Origin of the sequence: Streptomyces sp. NBC_00376, from assembly GCF_036077095.1 — a bacterium.
GTDB lineage: Bacteria > Actinomycetota > Actinomycetes > Streptomycetales > Streptomycetaceae > Streptomyces.
Window position 1 is genome coordinate 5979418 of record NZ_CP107960.1, and the last position, 19371, is coordinate 5998788.

Sequence of the window (19371 nt, forward strand, 5' to 3'; positions counted from 1 at the left end):
ATGTCATGATTGTCGGTTCTTCAAATCCCTTGGTCCGGCTCATGGTTGAGGGTTCCCGGAGCCCCCGGTCAGGCTCATGGCCGGGGGTTCTCCGGCGCCCCGGACCCGGCCGGCCGCAACAGTGCCAGGAAGTCCCCGAACGCCGCGGGCATGTCCACCGAATCCGGGTCCAGCAGCCACTGGTACTGGAGCCCGTCCAGCACCGCAACGAGCAGCGGCGCCGCGCGCTCCGGGGTCAGCCCGCCCGGCAGCCGGTCGCCGTACTCCGCGCGCAGTATCGCCGCCATGCTCGACCGGACCTGGGTGTAGCGGCGGGTGAAGAACTCCCGCGCGGGATGCCCCTCCGTCACGCTCTCGCCGAGCAGCGCCGAGAACGTCTGGACGATGCCGGGCCGCATCGCGTTGTACTCCACCAGTGAGGCCAGCAGCTCGATCCGCCAGACGCCGTCGCTCCTGGTGCCGCCCCCGGTGTCCCACTGGTCGCGCTCCTCCAGCACGGCGACGAGCAGCGCCTCCTTGGTCGGGAAGTAGTGCAGCAGCCCCTGCTGGCTGAGGCCGACCCGCTCGGCGACGGCGCTCAGCGAGGCGCCGCGATAGCCGCGCTCGGCGATCACTTCGAGCGTGGCCCGGACGATCTCCGCCCGGCGCTCCGTACTTCTGGCCCGCACCATCTCCCCGGCCCCTTTCGGCGCTTCATCGGTCCCGCACTGGGGACCGTACGTCATCCCGAAAGTCACAGACAGATAACGAAACCTACTGCTCTACCTGTGATGGGGTCAGTATGGAGGCATTCAGTCCAGAATCCGACGAGGAGGAACGGCCGTGGCAGACGCGTCCACACCCACCAACCCCGATGCGGCCCGCGAGGCCGTGGTCGACGCGGCGCTCGCCGCGCTGGGGCTCGACGACAAGGCGCGGCTGCTGGCCGGCCAGGACATGTGGTCGCTGCCCGCGCTCCCAGCCGTCGGGCTGGGCTCCCTGGTGATGTCCGACGGGCCGATCGGGGTCCGGGGCGTGGCCTGGAGCGCCGACGACCCGTCCGTCGCGCTGCCCTCGCCCACCGCGCTGGCCGCGACCTGGGACCCGGCGCTGGCCCGCCGGGCCGGCCGGCTGCTGGCCCAGGAGGCCCACCGCAAGGGGGTGCACGTCCTCCTCGCCCCGACCGTGAACCTCCACCGGTCCCCGCTCGGCGGGCGCCACTTCGAGACGTACAGCGAGGACCCGTACCTCACCGGCGAGATCGGCACCGGCTATGTCCTCGGGGTGCAGGACGGCGGGGTCGGCACGACGGTCAAGCACTTCGTCGCCAACGACGCCGAGACGGACCGCTTCACCGTCGACAACATCCTCGCCCCGCGTACCCTGCGCGAGATCTACCTCGCCCCGTTCGAGCGGATCGTCAAGAACGCCCACCCCTGGGGCATCATGGCCGCCTACAACCGGGTCAACGGCTCCACCATGACCGAACACCGCTACCTGCAGAACGCGGTGCTGCGCGGCGAATGGGGCTTCGACGGCTACATCGTCTCCGACTGGCTGGCCGCCCGCTCCACCGTCGCCGCCGCCGACGGCGGCCTCGACGTCGCGATGCCCGGCCCGAAGACGGTGTACGGCAAGGCGCTCGCCGACGCCGTGCGGGCCGGTGAGGTCGAGGAGTCCGTCGTCGACGGCGCCGTACGCAACGTGCTGCGGCTGGCCGCCCGCGTCGGCATCCTGGACGGCGCCCCGCCCGTCGTCGCCGAGGCCGCCCGCCCCGAAGCCGTCGACGGCGAGGCGCTGGCCCGCGAGATCGCCCGCCGCTCCTTCGTCCTCGTACGCAACGAACGCGCCGCCCTCCCGATCGACCCGGCGGCCGTCCGCAAGGTCGCGGTCAGCGGCGCCCTCGCCCGGGACGCCCGGGTCCTCGGCGGCGGCTCCGCCCAGGTCTTCCCGCACCACATCGTCTCCCCGCTCGACGGCCTGATCGCCGCCCTCCCCGAGGGCGTCGTCGACTACCGCGTCGGCGCCGACCCGAACACCGAACTCACCCCCGCCGAGAAGGGCTTCGAGTTCAGGGCCGTCTGCTACGACGAGGCCGGCACCGTCATCGGCACCGCACCGCTGCGCGGCGGCACCGTCCAGTGGATCGGCGACGACCTCCCCGAGGGCGTCACCCGCGCCACGCTGCACACCGTCGAGATCACCGGCACCTTCGTCCCGCGCGACAGCGGCGAGCACGTCTTCGGCACCCGGGGCACCGGCGCGCTCACCCTCACCGTCGCGGGCGAGACCCTGTACGACGAGATCCACCGGGTCACCGGGTCCGCCGACCCCGGCGAGGCGTTCTTCGGCAACCCGCTGGAGCGCGGCCGGATCACCCTCACCGCGGGCGAACCCGTCGAGGTCTCGCTGCGGCAGGTCCCCGAGACCCTGGGCGACGACCAGCCGGTCCTCGGCGTCTCGTTCTCGCTCTGCCACCTCGGCCCGCGCCGCGACCCGCAGGAGCTGATCGCGGAGGCCGTCGAGGCGGCCCGCGCCGCCGACACCGCGATCGTGGTCGTCGGCACCACCGAACGCGTCGAGTCCGAGGGCTTCGACCGCACCGACCTGAAGCTCCCCGGCCACCAGGACGACCTGGTCAGGGCCGTCGCCGCCGCCAACCCGCACACCGTTGTGATCGTCAACTCCGGCTCCCCGGTGGAGCTTCCGTGGCGCGACGAGGTCGCCGCGGTGCTGCTCGGCTGGTTCCCCGGCCAGGAGGCCGGCCACGCGCTCGCCGACGTCCTGCTCGGCGCGGACGAACCGGGCGGGCGCCTCCCCACCACCTGGCCGGCCGTGCTCGCCGACGTCCCGGTCTCGAACACCGCCCCCACCGACGGCGAACTCCACTACGACGAAGGCGTCTTCGTCGGCTACCGGGCCTGGGAGAAGGCCGGCACCGCGCCCGCCTACCCCTTCGGCCACGGACTCGGCTACACCACCTGGGAGTACGAGAGCCTGGAGACCGGACCGGACCGTGCCACCGTCCGCGTCCGCAACACCGGCACCCGGCCCGGCGCCGAGACGGTCCAGATCTACCTGGCGCCCCAGGACGACACCGCCGACCGCCCGGCCCGCCGGCTGGCCGGCTTCGCACGGGTCGAGGCGGCCCCCGGCGAGAGCGCCGAGGCGGTGATCGCGCTGGACCGGCGCGCCTACGAGATCTGGGACGAGGAGGCGTACGGCTGGGTCCTCGTACCCGGCACGTACGAGGTGCAGGCGGCCCATTCGCTCGGCGACGTACGCCGGACGGCCACCCTGGACATCAAGGAATAGCGACCGGCCGGCAGGGGAGCGGGGCGCCGGCCCCGCCCTCTGCCGGCGAATTCCGGGGGCCGGCGTCCCCGCCCCCTGCCACGCCCCGTCAGCGCACTGAGAACCCGTACACGGTCGTCGAGACGAACTCCTCGCCCGGCCGCAGCACCGTGCTCGGGAACTCGGGCCGGTTCGGGGAGTCGGGGAAGTGCTGGGTCTCCAGCGCGATCCCGGCGCACGGCCCGAACGGCCGCCCGTCGAAGTGGTCCGCCGTGTACAGCTGGAGCCCCGGCTCCGTCGTGGTCACGCTCAGCACGCGCCCCGAGGCCGCGTCGTACAGCTCGGCCGCCGGACCCGTCCCCGCCGCCCCGTCCAGCACGAAGTTGTGGTCGTAGCCCGCGCCGACCGGCACCGGCTCACGGAAGTCGAACCGAGAGCCGTCCACCGGCAGGAACTCGCCCGTGGGCAGCGATTCGTCGTCCGCCGGGGTGATCCGCCCGGCCGCGATCCGCAGCGTCTGCCCGAGCGCGCTGCCGCTGCCGGCGCCCGCCAGGTTCCAGTACGTGTGGTTCGTCGGGTTCAGCACCGTCGGGGCGTCGGTCGTCGCCCGGTACGTGATCCGCAGCGCCCCGCCCTCGTCCAGGGTGTAGGCCGCCGACACCGACAGACGGCCCGGGAAGCCCTCCTCGCCGTCCTCGGAGACCAGCGACAGCTCGACACCGCCCGCCACCTCCCGCGCCCGCCACACGCGCTTGTCGAAGCCCACCGCCCCGCCGTGCACCTGGTTGCGGCCCTCGTTGGCCGTCAGCCGGTGCGTGTGCCCGTCCAGCTCGAAGCGGGCCCCGCCGATCCGGTTCGCGTACCGCCCGACCAGCGCACCGAAGTACGGGCCCGTGAACTCCTGGTACCCGGCGAGATCCGGCAGCCCGAGCGCGATCCCCGCCCGCGCCCCGTCCCGGTCCGGCACCTCGACCGACTGCACGACGCCGCCGTACGTCAGCACCCGTACCCGCGTGCCGTCCCGCTCCAGCGTCCAGCGGTGCACCCGGGTGCCGTCCGCGAGGGTGCCGAACTCTTCCGTACGCATCGCCGTGCCCGGACCAGTGACCATGATCACGAAGCCTACGCGGGGGGCCGGGCCGCGGTGACATTGCGGTAGGCGATCTCCGCCAGCCGCGCCTGCCCGTCGCGCCCAGGATGGAACCAGTCCCACTGGCTGAGCTGCTTGCCGGTGAACGGGTAGTCGAAGACCGCCCCGCCGTCGTACCGGCAGCGCAGGTCCTTCGCACAGACCTCGCGGAGCACCTTGTTGTACGCCACGACCCGCTCCTGCACCGAAGCGCGCCGGGCCATCGCGGACGCGCCCATGTCGTCCGCGTCGCCAAGCATCGACTGACAGATCCCCAGCTTCCAGATCTGCTTGCCCAGCGGGTTACCGCGCCCCGTCTCCCAGAGCCGCTTGAGATCCGGCACGCTCGACACGTACACCTGCGCCTTGGGCGCCCCGGCACGCAGTTGACGCATCGACGCCTCGAACGAGGTACGGAAATCAGCCACCGGGGTCATGTACCGGGCCGAGTCCCGGCAGGCGTCGTTGGCGCCGATCATCACCGTCACCAGATCCGGCTTCTCCTTCGCGGCCGACGCCATCTGCTCCGGCAGCTGTGCGATCCGGGCCCCCGTCTCGGCGTGGTTCCAGCTGCGCGAGGCGGCCTCCGACGCACCCAGCAGCCGCACGGCGAGGCTGCGCACCCCGCTGTCGGTGCCGGTCGCCCAGGAGACCTCCGGGCAGTCCGCCAGCACCGAACAGGCGTCGAAACCGCGGGTGATGGAGTCGCCGACCGCGGCCACCGAACGCGGCTCGCGGTCCCAGACCGGACCCGGCCTGGGAGAAGGCTGCGCGGCCGCCCCCTTCGTCGTCCCCGGCCGGCCGGAGTCACAGCCCGTCAGAACGGCCGTGCCGAGGACCGAGACCGCCGCCAGGACGGCGGCCGAGGTACGCGAACGGCGGCGGGCGGAACGATCCTGCATCCCTTGGTCCCCTCGGTTGTGCCCCCGGCAACCCCTGGTGGCACCGGTCGGAAGGCCCGGCCGCTCCAGCGAGTGAAAGCTGAACGAATGATGGGCCCGGGACCGACCGTACGTCACACTTGGGCCCCCGCGGCGCGGTAGCTTTTCCTCGTCGAACCAGCGGCGTTTTCCCCCGCCCGGCTCCACTCGGGTGGCTTTCAGGAAATCACATCACGTCACATACTGTCCCTTTTCAGGAGTTTCACCCCGATGCTGTTTACTGATGACAACCTCGGGATCCGGCCGAGAAGAGACGGTACGGTCGCGATGCAGCTGGGGAAGGCGAACTTCGTCCCACACTGGAGGTCCCGGTGACGACACGTGGAGTTCTGTACGTTCACTCCGCACCGCGCGCGCTCTGTCCCCACGTCGAATGGGCGGTGGGCGGCGTCCTCGGTGTGCGGGTCCAGCTCGACTGGATCAGACAGCCTGCCGCGCCCGGCACCTGGCGCTCCGAGTTCTCCTGGCAGGCCCGCGCCGGCACGGCGTCCAAGCTCGCCTCCTCGCTGCGGGGCTGGGACCTGCTGCGCTTCGAGGTGACGGCGGAGCCGAGCCCCACGTCTGAGGGCGAGCGCTACAGCTCCACGCCCGGCCTCGGCATCTTCCACGCCGTCACCGGCATGCACGGCGACATCCTGGTCCCCGAGGACCGGCTGCGGGCCGCGCTGGCACGGTCCGCGCGGGGCGAGAGCGAGCTGGAGGCCGAGATCGCCAAACTGCTCGGCAAGCCCTGGGACGACGAACTGGAGTCCTTCCGCCACGCGGGCGAGGGCGCGCCGGTGCGGTGGCTCCACCAGGTGGTGTGACGCCGCCTGCGGCGCGCTTGCCCTCCTGCCCGTGGCCCTTCCCGCGAGCGGGAGCAAGAATCAGCCCCTCCGGCGATTGAGGAGCGGCGTCCGGGGCGGAGCCCCGGGAGCGCCCCGCGCGACGCACGATGCCGCCTCCCCCACGGGGAAGGCGGCATCGTCGTACCGGGGCTGCGGACCGCAGGTCAGACGCTGCGGAACGCCAGGACCACGTTGTGTCCGCCGAACCCGAACGAGTTGTTGATCGCGGCGATCGAACCCTCCGGCAACGGACGCGGCTCGTCGCGCACGATGTCCGCCTCCACCGCCTCGTCCAGGTGCTCCACGTTGATCGTCGGCGGAGCCATCCGGTGGTGCAGCGCCAGGACCGTCGCGACGGTCTCGATGCCGCCGGCGCCACCGAGGAGGTGACCGGTCATCGACTTCGTCGCGGAGATCGCGACATGGTCGAGGTCGTCGCCCAGGACCTTGCGCAGCGCCTTCAGCTCCGCGACGTCGCCCTGCGGCGTCGACGTGGCGTGCGCGTTGAGGTGCACGACCTCGGACGGCTTGAGGTCCGTCTGGTCCAGCAGGTTCTGCATCGCGGCGGCGATGCCGCGCCCGGTCGGCTCGGGCTGCGCGATGTGGTGGGCGTCCGCGGACAGACCCTGGCCCAGCACCTCGCAGTAGACCTTGGCGCCACGCTTTGCGGCGTGCTCCGCGGACTCCAGGACGACGACCCCGGCGCCCTCGCCGAGCACGAAGCCGTCACGGCCGGTGTCGTACGGACGCGATGCCTTCTGGGGCTCGTCGTTGTTCTTGGACATCGCCATCATGTTGGCGAACGCGGCGATCGGCAGCGGGTGGATCGCCGCCTCGGTGCCACCGGCGAGGACCACATCGGCACGGCCGGTGCGGATCATCTCGACGGCGTACCCGATCGCCTCGGCGCCCGAGGCGCAGGCGGAGACCGGGGTGTGGACACCGGCCTGGGCGTTGACCTCGAGACCGACGTTGGCCGCCGGGCCGTTGGGCATGAGCATGGGCACGGTGTGCGGGGAGACGCGGCGTACGCCCTTCTCCTTCAGCACGTCGTACTGGTCGAGCAGGGTGATCACGCCACCGATGCCGGAGGCGATGACGGAGCCGAGCCGCTCGGGCTGGATCTTCTCGTCCTCGCCGGCCTTGCCGGTGAAACCGGCGTCCGCCCAGGCCTCACGGGCCGCGATCAGCGCGAACTGCGCCGAGCGGTCCAGCTTGCGGGCGAGCGGGCGGGGCAGGACGTCGCCCGGGTCGACGGCCGCGAGGGCGGCGATCCGGACGGGCAGTTCGGCGAAACGTTCGCCCTCGAGAGGCTTGACGCCGGAACGACCGGCCATCAGACCTTCCCAGGTCGACGCCGAGTCGCCACCCAGCGGAGTGGTTGCGCCGATACCGGTGACGACCACGGTGCGATTGGTCGAGTTCACTGGAAAATCTTCTCCACGTGTAGAGGGTCGTGAATCAGCGGCGCCACCGCCGGGTGGCGACACAGAGCCGGGCCGGATCAGCCCTGGTGCTTGAGGATGTACTCGGCAGCGTCGCCGACGGTCTTGAGGTTCTTGACGTCCTCGTCGGGGATCTTGACGTCGAAGCGCTCCTCGGCGGCGACGACGACCTCGACCATGGACAGCGAGTCGACGTCCAGGTCGTCGGTGAAGGACTTGTCCAGCTGGACGTCCTCGACCGGGATACCGGCGATCTCGTTGACGATCTCGGCGAGACCCTTGACGATCTCTTCCTGAGTGGCGGCCATGTTGGCGCTCCTTCGATGTTTATCTGCAGGTTGGGGCTTGCGGGCCGAAAAGGCCTGGTGTGCCTAGGGGAGGGTAACGACCGTCGCGGCGTAGACGAGACCCGCCCCGAAGCCGATGACGAGCGCGGTGTCGCCGCTCTTCGCCTTTCCGGTCGCCAGGAGCCGCTCCATAGCGAGCGGAATCGAGGCGGCGGAGGTGTTGCCGGTGGTCTCCACGTCGCGGGCGACGGTGACGTTCTCCGGCAGCTTCAGGGTCTTCACCATCGAGTCGATGATCCGCATGTTGGCCTGGTGCGGAATGAAGACGTCCAGGTCTTCCGGGGCGATCCCGGCCGCGTCCAGCGCCTGCTGGGCGACCTTGGCCATCTCGAAGACGGCCCAGCGGAACACCGCCTGGCCCTCCTGGGTGATGGCCGGGAACTTCTCCGGGCGATCGGCGTGGAACTCGTCCCACGCCACGGTCTGCTTGATGGTCTCGGACTTGTCGCCCTCGGAGCCCCAGACGGTCGGTCCGATGGCCGGCACCTTGGAGGGGCCGACAATGACCGCACCGGCGCCGTCACCGAACAGGAAGGCCGTCGCACGGTCCTCCTTGTCGGTGAGGTCGCTGAGCCGCTCCACGCCGATGACCAGCACGTACTCCGCGGAGCCCTCGACGATCATGCCCTTGGCGAGGGTCAGCCCGTAGCCGAAGCCCGCGCAGCCGGCCGAGATGTCGAAGGCGGCGGGCTTGCCCGCGCCGACCAGGTGGGCGATCTCGGTCGCGATGGCCGGGGTCTGCTTGAAGTGCGAGACGGTGGAGACGATCACGGCGCCGATCTGCTCGGGCGTGATCCCGGCGTCGGCGATGGCCTTGCCGGACGCCTCCACGGACATCGCGGCCACGGTCTCCTCCTCGGAGGCCCAGTGGCGGGTGGCGATGCCGGAGCGCGAACGGATCCACTCGTCGGACGAGTCGATCGTCTCGAGGATCACCTCGTTGGGCACGACGCGGGTCGGGCGGTAGCCGCCGACCCCCATGATCCGTGCGTACGGGGCGCCCTTGCTGGGCTTGATCTTCGACATGCTCGGGCTCCTTAGACGCCCGCGTGCTCGGAGATGAGCTCGCGTGCCGCGTCGAGGTCGTCGGGGGTCTTGAGCGCGAGCGTCTTCACACCGGGCAGCGCGCGCTTGGCGAGGCCCGTGAGGGTTCCGCCGGGGCATGCCTCGATGAGAGCCGTGACGCCCAGCTCCTTGAAGGTCTCCATGCACAGATCCCAGCGGACCGGGTTGGCCACCTGGCCGACCAGCCGGGAGATGACCTCGTCGCCGGTGGCGACGGCCTTCCCGTCGGCGTTCGAGACATATGTCACGGCCGGGTCGGCGGGCTTCAGCTCCGCGGCGGCCTCGCGCAGCCGGTCGACGGCGGGGGCCATGTGGTGCGTGTGGAAGGCCCCGGCGACCTTGAGGGTCACCACGCGGCGCACGCCCTCGGGCATGTCCTCGGTCAGCGCGGCGATCTGCGCGGCGGTGCCCGCGGCGACGATCTGGCCGGCGCCGTTGACGTTCGCCGGGGTCAGCCCGAGCTTCTCCAGGTGCGCGACCGACACGTCGGGGTCGCCGCCCAGCAGCGCCGCCATGCCGGTCTCGGTGACCGCGGCGGCCTCGGCCATGGCGAGCCCGCGGGTACGTACGAGACGCAGCGCGGACTCGTCGTCGATGACCCCGGCGTAGGCCGCAGCGGTGATCTCGCCAACGCTGTGACCTGCGACGACGTCCGGCGACACATTGAGCGCGGCGGCGGAGAGCAGACCGGCGGCCACCAGCAGCGGCTGCGCCACCGAGGTGTCACGGATGTCGTCCGCGTCGGCCTTGGTGCCGTAGTGGACGAGGTCGAGCCCGATGGCGTCCGACCACTTCGCGATGCGGTCGGTGGCACCGGGAAGGTCGAGCCAGGGAGTCAGGAAGCCGGGCGTCTGAGCGCCTTGGCCGGGAGCGACGAGTACGAGCACCCTCACACTCTCTCTTGTGAACGGTCCCGAACACCCGTGGGGACAGGGACGAAGAACCGTATGGGGAATTGTTGATGTCCGACAAAAGTCTAGGACTGAGGATCTCTCGCGGCCAAGCGCCCCAGAATCAGGGCGATCCGCAGAGTGAATGCCGAGCGGACATCGGACGGTGACCATCCGGTGACGTCTGTCACACGTCGGAGCCGGTAGCGCACGGTGTTCGGGTGGACGAAGAGCATTCTGGCCGCGCCTTCCAGGCTGCTCGCCTGTTCCAGATAGACACTCAGCGTCTCCAGCAGTGCGGAGCCCGCTTCTTCCAGCGGTCTGTAGATCTCCTCCACCAATTGGTCCCGTGCGGCGGGGTCGCCCGCCATCGCGCGTTCCGGCAGCAGATCGTCGGCGAGAACCGGCCTGGGCGCGTCCTGCCAGGCGCCGCACGCCTTGAGCCCGGCGGCCGCGGCCTGCGCGGACCGGGTGGCCGCCAGCAGGTCCGGCACCACCGGACCGGCGACGACGGGACCGGCCGCATACGGTCCGATCAGCGCCTTCGCGACATGGATCGGGCTGTCGCTGCCGCCCGCGATGACCACCAGGCGGTTGCCGAGCACCCCGGTCAGGACCTGGAGCTTGGCGTGCCGGGCGGCCCGCCTGATCGCCTCCACCGTCAGTTCGCTGTCGCCGTCCGGGGCGGTGCCGAGCACCACGCAGACGTGCTCGGGGGAGTTCCAGCCGAGCGCCGCCGCGCGCGACACGGCGCCCTCGTCGGCCTCGCCGGACAGCACCGCGTTGACGACGAGCGATTCCAGCCGGGCGTCCCAGGCGCCGCGCGCCTCGGCGGCCTGCGCGTACACCTGGGCGGTCGCGAAGGCGATCTCCCGGGCGTAGACGAGCAGCGCCTCGCGCAGCACCGACTCGTCGCCGGGCGCGGCGACCTCCTCGATCGCGGCCTCCATCACCTCGATCGTCGTCCGCACCATCTCGACGGTCTGCCGCAGGGTGATCGCCCGGGTCAGCTCGCGCGGAGCCGTGCCGAACACATCGGTGGAGATGGCCTGCGGGGTGTCCGGGTGCCGGAACCACTCGGTGAACGCCGCGATACCGGCCTGGGCCACCAGCCCGATCCAGGACCGGTTCTCCGGTGGCATCGCCCGGTACCACGGCAGCGACTCGTCCATGCGGGCGATCGCGTTCGCGGCGAGCCGGCCGGAGGACTGCTCCAGCCGTTTCAGGGTCGCGGCATGCAGGTGGGCGTTGTTCGCAGCGGGCTGCTCAGGATCGGGTCGGGGCACGGAGACAAGATTGCCTTATCGGGCGACGTGCACGGAGGGCCGGGGCGACCGCGGTGTCGTACCGGCGGGTAGCGGCCGGGGGACCGGGCCCCGCGCCGGCCCGGCTACCGTGGGCGGGTGATTTCCGTACACCGCGCCGAGGACCGCTTCCAGGGCGGGGACCAGGACGCCGGCATCCTGTCCCGGCACGCCTTCTCCTTCGGCGGCTTCTACGACCCGGACAATCTGCGCTTCGGCGCGATCCTGGCGTGCAACTCGGAGCGGCTGGAGAGCGGTGCGGGTTTCGAGGAACACCCCCACAGCCATACGGAGATCGTCACCTGGGTCGTCGAGGGCGAGCTGACCCACCGCGACTCCACCGGCCACGCCACGGTCGTGCGGCCCGGCGACCTCCAGCACCTCAGCGCCGCGTCCGGCGTGCGCCACGTCGAACGAAACGACGGCGACGCCCCGCTGACGTTCATCCAGATGTGGCTGGCCCCGCTGGAACCGGGCGGCGAACCTTCGTACACGATCGTCCCCGGCATCGCCGACTCCGCCCCGTACGCCCTCCCGGCGGCCGGTGCGCTGCTGCACGTGCGCCGGCCGGGCGCGGGGGAGCGGGTGGCGGTGCCGGACGCGGCGCGGGTGTACGTCCATGTGGTGGCCGGGGGCGTACGGCTCGGCGACGAGGAGCTGGAGCCGGGGGACTCGGTGCGGATCACCGGCGAGGAAGGGCTGGAGCTGGTGGCGGACGGGGCGGCCGAGGTGCTGCTGTGGGAGCTGCCGGCTTGAACGGCCTGGCCTACAGGCCGGTGTCCCGGCGCCACATCGACCACATCGGTGGCCCGGTCCGGAACGTCATCTCCTCGTGCACGGTGAAGCCGTGCCGCTGGTAGAAGGTGAGGTTGCGGCGGTTGCTGGACTCCAGGAAGACCGGCCGCCCGTCCGCGTCCGCCCGCTCCAGCAGCCCGTCGAGCACCCGAGCCCCGCGCCCCGTGCCGCGCGCGTCGGCGTGGGTGCCGATGTACTCGACGTACCAGTGCTCGGGACCGGCCGGATGGCGGTGCTCCATGGTGAACAACCGTCCGGCGGTACGCGGAAGTTGGGTCCTCGTCGCGCGTACGAGTGGCCCCGCGTTGCGCAGCAGGTACGTCACCGGCAGCTGCCACTTCCCGGGCTCCGCCCACACTGCCGCGACGGTGCGTTCCGGATCGGTCCACACCCGGCCGGCCGGGACCTGTTGCGCCAGATGCGCGGTGAACAGCAGCCGCAGCCGCCGGTCACGGTCGGTCGGCATGAGCCAGCTCCAGACGGGATCCTCGGCGTAGGCGCTGGCGAGCACGGCGGCGAGGGCGGTGACGTCGGCTGCGGTAGCGCGGACTATGTCGGCCATGGCCGAGGAGAGTAGCGGGTGCCGGGTCGGCCATGCCTCTCTGTCCGGCGGGCCGACCGATTCTGCCCCCGTGTACCTGGCCCGCAGCGGGGCCTTCGACGTAGGCATGGAGTGGTACACCGTGCACCCCTCCGGAAGGTTTCTGATGCGCGCACGCGACTTCGACCGCACGCATGGCTCCGCTCGCGCGCGTACGCCGGTGAGGCGGCCGGAGACGGAGGAACTCCCCGAGCACCTGCCGCTGGCCCTCCAGAGCAGCCTCGGCAACGCCGCCGTCGTCCAGATGCTCCGGCAGGACGCCGCCTCCGGCACCGGCACCGGCGCGGGCCCGACGACGGTCCAGCGTGCCGGTGACTGGAAGAACAACCCGACGAAGAACGCGCTGGCCGGGGCGAAGACCGCCGCCCCGAACAACCCGCTCGTGCACACCCTGCACCACATCGTGCCCAAGTCGCTGCTCGAAAGATTCGCGGCGCTCCTCACCCAGGATCAGCTGGACGACGTCGTGACGGCCCTGGCGCCGTACGCCCCGACGGCGTTCACGACGCCGAACACCCAGCTCAACGCTGTTGCCAAGGCACTGAAGAACGTTCCGGCCAATTTCGCCGTCGGCCCCGACCCGCAGTACCGGAACGACGACCCGGGCAGCAGCGGACCGGACCTCAACTTCGACGCCGACGACGGTTCCATCACGCCACGGTCCGAACAACTGGAGCATGTCTACGACTTCATCGCGCTTCAGGACAGCACCGGGGGACCCGTCGACCAGCAGGAGTTGGAGGACAAGTTCATCGATCCGATGAAGTTGGCCTGCATCGAGCACAACACCGTGGTCGCTCGTCTCGGTCTCGCCAACGGCGTGGGCATCGACCCGAACCGGACTGCCTGGTCGGGAAACGCGGCCGCGAGGACCCAGCACCGGACCCCCGTGATCGAGCCGCTCGTCTGACGAAGCCGAAGGGGCCGGGACGCCCCAGGTCGTCCCGGCCCCCTTTGCCGTACGGGCCTTGGCGGTGACGTCAGGCGAGCCCGCCCACGAACGCCCGCCAGGCGTCGGCCCCGACGATCAGGACGGGGCCGTCCGGGTTCTTGCTGTCGCGCACAGGCACGGCGCAGGGAAGGCCGTCGACCACCTCGACGCAATCGCCTCCGTTGGTGCCGCTGTAACTGGACTTGCGCCAAGCCGCGCCACCGGTGACGGTGCACTCGACGCATTCGCCGCCGGTGCTTCCGCTGTAACTCGACTTACGCCACCGCGCGTTCCTCAGGTCGTGGCTGGTCTCCATAACACTCCTCCATCACGCGGGTGATCAGCGCCGCAGAGTCCTCGACGGAGAGGGCTGCGGCCTGCAAATGAGCGTAACGGAGCGCGGCTTCCCTGACGGTGTCAGGGCTGGCCGTCATATGACCGGAAACGATGTCCTCCGTGTAGACAATGTCGGGGTCGTTGTCGAAGCGCATCGTGGTGAACGCACCATCCAGGCTGGCGTGTTCACCGGCTGTGAAGGGCAGCACCTGAATCCGCATCCAGCGCTGGTCGGTGAACTCCAACAAGCGGAGCAGTTGCCTCCGCATGACCTCGTGGCCACCGATCGGCCGGTGCAGTACGGCCTCGTCGAGCACGGCCCAGGCGAGCGGGGGCCGTTCCCGCTCCAGAATGCGCTGGCGCTCGATCCGGGCCGCCACTCGGTTTTCGAGGTCGTCCGGCATGCCGGTGGCCAGCACCGCCCGCGCGTACTCCTCCGTCTGCAACAGCCCGTACACCAACTGCGCCTGGTACGTGGAGATATACGCGGCCTTCGCCTCCATGTCCGCGTACGGCTGGAACCACGTCGGCAGCTGGCTGCGCAGGACCAGGCCGACCAGCCGCGAGAACACGCCGTCCGTGCCGAGTGCCGCGTCCACCCGCTCGGAGAAGTCGCGGGTGGGGATCTTCTTCGTCGTCTCGATCTGGCCGATCAGCGAGCCGGTGCAGAAGATGATGTCGCCGAGCTGGCCCTGCTTGAGGCTGTGGGCCTCGCGCTGGCGGCGTAACTCCCAGCCGTAGTAGTCCAGTGGGGAGGCGTTGGGATCAAGTGTCTGGATGTTGGCCACGGCGGGGCACCTCCGGCGTTCAACGCCTCGCGGCGTTCGTTTCCGTACGTAGCCGAGCGTAATCAGCCCGCTGCACGCTGGTGACATGAATCACGCAATTGATCCACGGGCCGGGGATGTGGCGGAGCCGACCTATCATGCCGACTTCGCGATGGGCGAGCACTCGGCCCGGCATCTGCGCCGCATCCTGCGCCTGTACCTCGCAGGTTGGGGCCTGCTCGAAGTGGCCGACGCGGCCGAGTTGGCGTTGACCGAGCTGATCGCGAACGTCGTGCGGCACGTGCCCGGCCGACGCTGTCAGACGTTCATCTTCCTGCTCGCGGCCGGTGGTGTGCGCGTCGAGGTCGCGGATGCCTGCCCCGACGTGCCGAGGATGGTCGTGGGGGACGAACTCGACGAGGGCGGGCGCGGGTTGGTGCTGGTCGACGCCGTCACCGACAAGTGGGGCGTGGAGCCGCGCCGGGACGGCCGTGGCAAGACGGTGTGGTTCGAGTGCCTGGCCGTCGCCGGGGCGGCGGACGGGGTGATCGCTCTCAGTGACCGGAACGGAGCTCCGCGAGCACCGCGTCCGTGAACGGCGGCCACACCTCGGCCGCCCACGGGCCGAAGGGCCGGTCGGTGAGCGCGACGCACGCCGCGCCCGCGACCGGGTCGATCCACAGGAAGGTGCCGGACTGCCCGAAGTGGCCGAAGGTCGCGGGGGACGACGAACTGCCCGTCCAGTGCGGCGACTTGGAATCCCGGATCTCGAATCCGAGGCCCCAGTCGTTGGGGTTCTGGTGGCCGTAGCCCGGCAGTACGCCCTTCAGCCCGGGGTGTACGACGGTTTGCGCGGCCAGCACCGTACGCGGGTCGAGCAGGCGGGGCGCCTGCACCTCCGCCGCGAACCGGACGAGGTCGTCGACGGTCGAGACACCGTCCTTGGCGGGCGAGCCGTCGATCGTGGTCGCCGTCATCCCGAGGGGTTCCAGCACGGCCTGGCGCACGTACTCCGGGAACGGGATGTCGGTGGCCTTGGTGATGTGGTCGCCGAGCACCTCGAAGCCCGCGTTGGAGTAGAGGCGGCGGGTGCCGGGCGCGGCCGTCGTGCGGTGCTCGTCGAAGGCGAGCCCGCTGGTGTGCGCGAGCAGGTGCCGCACGGTGGACCCCTCCGGCCCGGCCGGCTCGTCCAGCTCGACCGCGCCCTCCTCGTACGCCACGAGCGCCGCGTAGGCCGCGATCGGCTTGGTGACGGAGGCGAGCGGGAAGCGGTGCGAGGTCGGGCCGTGCGTACCGAGAACGGTGCCGTCCGCTCGTACGACGGCAGCCGCCGCGGTGGGGACGGGCCAGTTGTCGATCATCGCCAGGCTCTGCATGCGTACGAGCGTAACGGGCGAGGTCGAACGCCTCGGTCCCTGCCTCGGCCACTCCCTTTCATCCAGGCTGTGCGGCCTGCGTGGACGCCTGAGCCCGGCCCATGGCCGCTCGCCGGGTCAGGAGGTCTGGTCGGGAGCCTGCAGGGAGTCGAGCCAATGGAGGAGGCGGGCACCCTGGCGGGTCATGATGTCCGGGTCGCGCAGCGCGTTGGCAAGGAGCGACATGCCCTGGTAGCCGGAGACGAGGGTGACGGCGAGGTCGTCCGGGTCTGGCAGGCCCAGGGCGCGGAACTGGTGCCCGGCCCAGTCGAGCAGCTGCCGGATGACCGCGCCGGCTTCCGCGTCCAGGGTCCCGTCCGTGCGCTTGTCGACCTCGACGGCCAGAGTGCCGGTGGGGCAGCCGTAGCGGGCGGCGGTGTCGCGCTGGCCGACCCAGGCTTCGATGAGGGCCTTCAGGCGGTCACGGGGGTCGGGCAGCCGGTCCAGCCGGCTGGTGAGCTGGTCCAGGTGCGCACTGTGCTCGGACAGGGCGGCGTGGACCAGCTCGTCCTTGGTCTTGAAGTAGTAGTAGACGTTCCCGACCGGGACGTCGGCCACGCGGGCGATGTCGGCGAGAGTGGTGCGCTCGACACCCTGCTCGTGCAGGACCTGGGCCGCCGCGGCGGTGAGCCGTCGGCGCTTGTCGTTGGCCCGTGCCGCCCGGGGCTTCACTGAGTCAGTCACCCGACTAACTATATGGGCAGCGCCCGAGGTCCGTGCTAGGGTCCTGCTTAGTTAGTCAACTAACTAACTCGCTATCGGCTGACTCAGGAGATCGTGATGATCGTTGTGACAGGTGCGACCGGCAATGTCGGACGGACGCTGGTGCCGCTGCTGGCCGAGGCGGGCGAGGAGGTCGTGGCCGTCTCGCGGCAGTCGCAGCCCGCCGGGCTCCCGGCCGGCGTCCGGCCCGCCCGGGCCGACATCGGGAACGCCGCGAGCATGCGGCCGGTCCTCGCCGGCGCCGAAGCGTTCTTCATCCTGCTGGGCGGCGAGCTCAACGGCCACGGCGAGAGCCCGAAGGCCCTGTTGGACGCTGCTGGGGCCGCCGGGGTCAAGCGGGTCGTTCTGCTGTCCTCCCAGATCAACTCCACCCGCCCCGAGGCCCTTTCGCACGCCCGCCTGCGCGAGTTCGAGGCCGTCGTGCACGCGTCGGGCGTGGACTTCACCATCCTGCGCCCGGGTGGATTCGCCTCCAACGCCTTCGCCTGGGCCGAGTCGGTTCGTACCCGGCGCACCGTCTTCGCCCCGTTCGCGGATGTGGCACTGCCCGTCATCGACCCGGCGGACATCGCCGAGGTCGCCTCCGTCGCGCTGCGCGAGGACGGCCACGTGGGCCGTACGTACGAGCTGACCGGCCCCGAGGTCATCAGCCCGAGTGGGCAGGTCGCAGCCATCTCCGAGGCGCTGGGTGAGGAGGTGGCCTTTGTGGAACTCTCGCGCGCGGAGGCCCGTGCCCGCATGGCGCAGTTCATGCCCGAGGAGGTCATCGGCGGCACTCTGGACGTGCTCGGCGTCCCACTGCCGGCCGAGCGGGAGATCAGCCCCGACGTGGAGAACGTCCTCCGCCGTCCGGCCAGACCCTTCGGTGCGTGGGTCGCGCGCAATCTTCCGGCCTTCCAGTAGCGTCGGCCAACACGGCAGAACTACCCCGACCCTCCAGTTCGGCGGACTGACCACCGCCGTTCGCGGCTGACGGCACGGTTCGCTCATACCGGTACCCCTCCCTCCTGGCGTGGCCCCGACACGGGACGCACACCGATTCCGTCCCCGTTTGCGCTTGCTTCGAGTGCACTCCAAGGTTCTAGCGTGGAGGACATGACGGTGATGGAGAGCACTTCAGTGAAGGTGGACGTCTGCGCCACGGCCCCGCAGCCGCACCCGCGTCCCGAGGGGCAGGACCGGTACACCATCAGCGAGGTCGTCGCCTTCACCGGACTCACCGCGCACACCCTGCGCTGGTACGAGCGGATCGGGCTGATGCCGCACGTCGACCGGTCCCACACCGGCCAGCGCCGCTTCAGCAACCGCGACCTGGACTGGCTGGCGTTCGTCGGCAAGCTGCGGCTGACCGGGATGCCGGTCGCCGACATGGTGCGGTACGCGGAGCTGCTGCGCGAGGGCGAGCACACCTTCGAGGAACGGCAGGAGCTGCTGGAGGCGACCCGCCGCGACGTGATCACGCGGATCGCGGAGCTCCAGGACACCCTCGCCGTGCTCGACTACAAGATCGACTTCTATGCGGGCGCCCGGCGGGCGCCGGAGAGGCCCAGTGCCTGATGACTGACGACAAGATCACCACCGTGGAGCTCGGCAACGGCGGCCCGCAGGTCGGCGTGCAGGGACTCGGCTGCATGGGCATGAGCGAGTTCTACGGCGACACCGACGAAGCCGCCGCCCGCGAGACGCTGGAGACGGCGCTGGCGGCGGGCGTCACCCTCTTCGACACCGCGGACATCTACGGCAGCGGCGCCAACGAGACCTTCCTCGCCCCGTTCGTCGGGGCGCACCGGGACGAGATCACGCTCGCCACGAAGTTCGCCATAGAGCGCAGGGACGACGACCCGCACTACCGGGCCGTGCGCAACGACCCCGCGTACATCCGCAAGGCCGTCGAGGACAGCCTGCGACGGCTGGACACCGAGGTCATCGACCTCTACTACATGCACCGCCGCGACCCGGCCGTCCCGCTGGCCGAGTCCGTCGGCGCGATGGCCGAGCTGGTCCAGCAGGGCAAGGTCAAGCAGCTCGGGCTGAGCGAGGTGACCGGCGCCGAGCTGCGCGAGGCGCACGCGGTGCACCCGATCGCCGCCCTCCAGTCGGAGTGGTCGCTCTTCAGCCGGGACGTCGAGCTCAGCGCCGTGCCGGCCGCCGTCGAGCTCGGGGTGACCCTCGTGCCGTACTCGCCGCTCGGGCGGGGCTTCCTGACCGGGGCGTTCACGGACGCGGCCAAGGAGCTGTCGGAGGGCGACTTCCGCAAGCACCAGCCCCGCTTCACCGGCGACAACGCGAAGAAGAACGCCGCCCTGCTGGAACCCGTCCACAAGATCGCGGCGGCACACGGGGCCTCGGCCGCGCAGGTGGCGCTCGCCTGGGTGCAGCAGCGGGCCCAGGTGCACGGGCTGACCGTGGTGCCGATCCCGGGCACCCGCAAGAGCAGCCGGCTGCTGGAGAACCTGGCCGCCACCCGGCTCACGCTGACCGAGGGGGAGCTGGCGCAGCTGGAGCCGATCGCCGGGCAGGTGGCGGGGGACCGCTACCCGGACATGAGCTCGACGGCCACCGCGCGCGAGTAGCCGCCGCCC

The 19371-nt window shown here is 71.1% G+C and carries 21 protein-coding genes; 8 read left to right on the forward strand and 13 right to left on the reverse strand.

Annotated features, from left to right (window positions below):
- Positions 1 to 74 precede the first annotated feature (74 nt).
- Positions 75 to 671 carry a TetR/AcrR family transcriptional regulator gene (locus OG842_RS26855; protein ID WP_266733223.1) on the reverse strand — a complete coding sequence of 199 codons (597 nt, stop codon included), beginning with the start codon at positions 669 to 671 and terminating at the stop codon, positions 75 to 77.
- A 151-nt stretch (positions 672 to 822) separates the two neighbouring features.
- Here OG842_RS26855 and OG842_RS26860 point away from each other — a divergent pair, with 151 nt between their 5' ends.
- Positions 823 to 3294 (forward strand): glycoside hydrolase family 3 protein, encoded by a 2472-nt coding sequence (locus OG842_RS26860; protein ID WP_266733224.1) that lies wholly within the window; start codon positions 823 to 825, stop codon positions 3292 to 3294.
- 88 nt (positions 3295 to 3382) lie between these two features.
- On the opposite strand, the gene OG842_RS26865 is transcribed toward OG842_RS26860, so the two are convergent.
- Positions 3383 to 4384 (reverse strand): aldose epimerase family protein, encoded by a 1002-nt coding sequence (locus tag OG842_RS26865; RefSeq protein ID WP_266733225.1) that lies wholly within the window; start codon positions 4382 to 4384, stop codon positions 3383 to 3385.
- An 11-nt stretch (positions 4385 to 4395) separates the two neighbouring features.
- The gene (locus OG842_RS26870) at positions 4396 to 5304 is read right to left on the reverse strand and encodes an SGNH/GDSL hydrolase family protein (RefSeq protein ID WP_266733226.1); all 909 of its coding nucleotides are present in this window, start codon (positions 5302 to 5304) and stop codon (positions 4396 to 4398) included.
- A 350-nt stretch (positions 5305 to 5654) separates the two neighbouring features.
- On the opposite strand from OG842_RS26870, the gene OG842_RS26875 reads away from it, so the two are divergent.
- A complete protein-coding gene (locus OG842_RS26875; protein WP_266733228.1) occupies positions 5655 to 6149 on the forward strand; it encodes a DUF3145 domain-containing protein in 495 nt (164 codons plus the stop codon).
- A 185-nt stretch (positions 6150 to 6334) separates the two neighbouring features.
- Here the strand turns inward: OG842_RS26875 and fabF are convergent, their stop codons facing one another.
- The 5 genes from fabF to OG842_RS26900 all read right to left on the reverse strand — a co-directional run bounded on the left by fabF (position 6335) and on the right by OG842_RS26900 (position 11203).
- The gene (gene fabF, locus OG842_RS26880) at positions 6335 to 7597 is read right to left on the reverse strand and encodes a beta-ketoacyl-ACP synthase II (protein WP_266733230.1); all 1263 of its coding nucleotides are present in this window, start codon (positions 7595 to 7597) and stop codon (positions 6335 to 6337) included.
- A gap of 77 nt (positions 7598 to 7674) precedes the next feature.
- Positions 7675 to 7923: an acyl carrier protein gene (locus OG842_RS26885; RefSeq protein ID WP_266733232.1), complete on the reverse strand. Its 249-nt coding sequence runs from the start codon at positions 7921 to 7923 to the stop codon at positions 7675 to 7677.
- A gap of 63 nt (positions 7924 to 7986) precedes the next feature.
- Complete coding sequence (locus OG842_RS26890; protein WP_266733234.1) at positions 7987 to 8988, reverse strand: ketoacyl-ACP synthase III; 1002 nt, start codon at positions 8986 to 8988, stop codon at positions 7987 to 7989.
- Positions 8989 to 8999: 11 nt separating this feature from the next.
- Positions 9000 to 9914 (reverse strand): ACP S-malonyltransferase, encoded by a 915-nt coding sequence (locus tag OG842_RS26895; RefSeq protein WP_266733235.1) that lies wholly within the window; start codon positions 9912 to 9914, stop codon positions 9000 to 9002.
- Between the two features lie 89 nt (positions 9915 to 10003).
- Positions 10004 to 11203 (reverse strand): PucR family transcriptional regulator, encoded by a 1200-nt coding sequence (locus OG842_RS26900; RefSeq protein WP_266733236.1) that lies wholly within the window; start codon positions 11201 to 11203, stop codon positions 10004 to 10006.
- Positions 11204 to 11320: 117 nt separating this feature from the next.
- Here OG842_RS26900 and OG842_RS26905 point away from each other — a divergent pair, with 117 nt between their 5' ends.
- Positions 11321 to 11977 (forward strand): pirin family protein, encoded by a 657-nt coding sequence (locus OG842_RS26905; protein WP_266733237.1) that lies wholly within the window; start codon positions 11321 to 11323, stop codon positions 11975 to 11977.
- A 10-nt stretch (positions 11978 to 11987) separates the two neighbouring features.
- Here the strand turns inward: OG842_RS26905 and OG842_RS26910 are convergent, their stop codons facing one another.
- Complete coding sequence (locus OG842_RS26910) at positions 11988 to 12578, reverse strand: GNAT family N-acetyltransferase (RefSeq protein WP_266733238.1); 591 nt, start codon at positions 12576 to 12578, stop codon at positions 11988 to 11990.
- Here OG842_RS26910 and OG842_RS26915 point away from each other — a divergent pair.
- Positions 12577 to 13527: a hypothetical protein gene (locus OG842_RS26915; protein ID WP_266733240.1), complete on the forward strand. Its 951-nt coding sequence runs from the start codon at positions 12577 to 12579 to the stop codon at positions 13525 to 13527. The genes OG842_RS26910 and OG842_RS26915 overlap by 2 nt on opposite strands.
- 70 nt (positions 13528 to 13597) lie before the next feature.
- Here OG842_RS26915 and OG842_RS26920 read toward each other — a convergent pair whose 3' ends face one another.
- Both OG842_RS26920 and OG842_RS26925 read right to left on the reverse strand, forming a co-directional pair.
- The gene (locus tag OG842_RS26920) at positions 13598 to 13864 is read right to left on the reverse strand and encodes a DUF397 domain-containing protein (protein WP_266733241.1); all 267 of its coding nucleotides are present in this window, start codon (positions 13862 to 13864) and stop codon (positions 13598 to 13600) included.
- Positions 13824 to 14672: a helix-turn-helix domain-containing protein gene (locus OG842_RS26925; RefSeq protein ID WP_266733242.1), complete on the reverse strand. Its 849-nt coding sequence runs from the start codon at positions 14670 to 14672 to the stop codon at positions 13824 to 13826. The genes OG842_RS26920 and OG842_RS26925 overlap by 41 nt, the downstream gene beginning before the upstream one ends.
- Before the next feature lie 85 nt (positions 14673 to 14757).
- Between OG842_RS26925 and OG842_RS26930 the strand changes: the two genes are divergently transcribed.
- Positions 14758 to 15246, forward strand: coding sequence for an ATP-binding protein (locus OG842_RS26930; protein WP_323185790.1), 489 nt, complete (start codon positions 14758 to 14760; stop codon positions 15244 to 15246).
- Here the strand turns inward: OG842_RS26930 and OG842_RS26935 are convergent.
- Together OG842_RS26935 and OG842_RS26940 are read right to left on the reverse strand one after the other, a co-directional pair.
- A complete protein-coding gene (locus tag OG842_RS26935) occupies positions 15206 to 16027 on the reverse strand; it encodes a serine hydrolase domain-containing protein (protein WP_266733243.1) in 822 nt (273 codons plus the stop codon). The two genes, OG842_RS26930 and OG842_RS26935, sit on opposite strands and share 41 nt — an antisense overlap.
- Positions 16028 to 16144: 117 nt before the next feature.
- Positions 16145 to 16750, reverse strand: a complete 606-nt coding sequence (locus OG842_RS26940) for a TetR/AcrR family transcriptional regulator (protein ID WP_266733245.1) — start codon at positions 16748 to 16750, stop codon at positions 16145 to 16147.
- A gap of 96 nt (positions 16751 to 16846) precedes the next feature.
- Here OG842_RS26940 and OG842_RS26945 point away from each other — a divergent pair, with 96 nt between their 5' ends.
- The 3 genes from OG842_RS26945 (at position 16847) to OG842_RS26955 (ending at position 19362) form a co-directional block, all read left to right on the forward strand.
- Positions 16847 to 17692: an SDR family oxidoreductase gene (locus OG842_RS26945; protein ID WP_266733246.1), complete on the forward strand. Its 846-nt coding sequence runs from the start codon at positions 16847 to 16849 to the stop codon at positions 17690 to 17692.
- A gap of 192 nt (positions 17693 to 17884) precedes the next feature.
- Positions 17885 to 18346: a MerR family transcriptional regulator gene (locus OG842_RS26950; RefSeq protein ID WP_266733842.1), complete on the forward strand. Its 462-nt coding sequence runs from the start codon at positions 17885 to 17887 to the stop codon at positions 18344 to 18346.
- The gene (locus OG842_RS26955) at positions 18346 to 19362 is read left to right on the forward strand and encodes an aldo/keto reductase (protein ID WP_266733247.1); all 1017 of its coding nucleotides are present in this window, start codon (positions 18346 to 18348) and stop codon (positions 19360 to 19362) included. Before OG842_RS26950 ends, OG842_RS26955 begins: the two co-directional genes overlap by 1 nt.
- Positions 19363 to 19371 lie beyond the last annotated feature (9 nt).

Coding starts and splice junctions, on each gene's coding strand:
- OG842_RS26855 (WP_266733223.1), bottom strand. CDS start 671: ATGGTGCGGGCCAGAAGTACGGAGCGCCGGGCGGAGATCGTCCGGGCC.
- OG842_RS26865 (WP_266733225.1), bottom strand. CDS start 4,384: ATGGTCACTGGTCCGGGCACGGCGATGCGTACGGAAGAGTTCGGCACC.
- OG842_RS26870 (WP_266733226.1), bottom strand. CDS start 5,304: ATGCAGGATCGTTCCGCCCGCCGCCGTTCGCGTACCTCGGCCGCCGTC.
- OG842_RS26885 (WP_266733232.1), bottom strand. CDS start 7,923: ATGGCCGCCACTCAGGAAGAGATCGTCAAGGGTCTCGCCGAGATCGTC.
- OG842_RS26890 (WP_266733234.1), bottom strand. CDS start 8,988: ATGTCGAAGATCAAGCCCAGCAAGGGCGCCCCGTACGCACGGATCATG.
- OG842_RS26915 (WP_266733240.1), top strand. CDS start 12,577: ATGGCCGAGGAGAGTAGCGGGTGCCGGGTCGGCCATGCCTCTCTGTCC.
- OG842_RS26910 (WP_266733238.1), bottom strand. CDS start 12,578: ATGGCCGACATAGTCCGCGCTACCGCAGCCGACGTCACCGCCCTCGCC.
- OG842_RS26920 (WP_266733241.1), bottom strand. CDS start 13,864: ATGGAGACCAGCCACGACCTGAGGAACGCGCGGTGGCGTAAGTCGAGT.
- OG842_RS26930 (WP_323185790.1), top strand. CDS start 14,758: ATGAATCACGCAATTGATCCACGGGCCGGGGATGTGGCGGAGCCGACC.
- OG842_RS26935 (WP_266733243.1), bottom strand. CDS start 16,027: ATGCAGAGCCTGGCGATGATCGACAACTGGCCCGTCCCCACCGCGGCG.
- OG842_RS26945 (WP_266733246.1), top strand. CDS start 16,847: ATGATCGTTGTGACAGGTGCGACCGGCAATGTCGGACGGACGCTGGTG.
- OG842_RS26950 (WP_266733842.1), top strand. CDS start 17,885: ATGACGGTGATGGAGAGCACTTCAGTGAAGGTGGACGTCTGCGCCACG.
- OG842_RS26955 (WP_266733247.1), top strand. CDS start 18,346: ATGACTGACGACAAGATCACCACCGTGGAGCTCGGCAACGGCGGCCCG.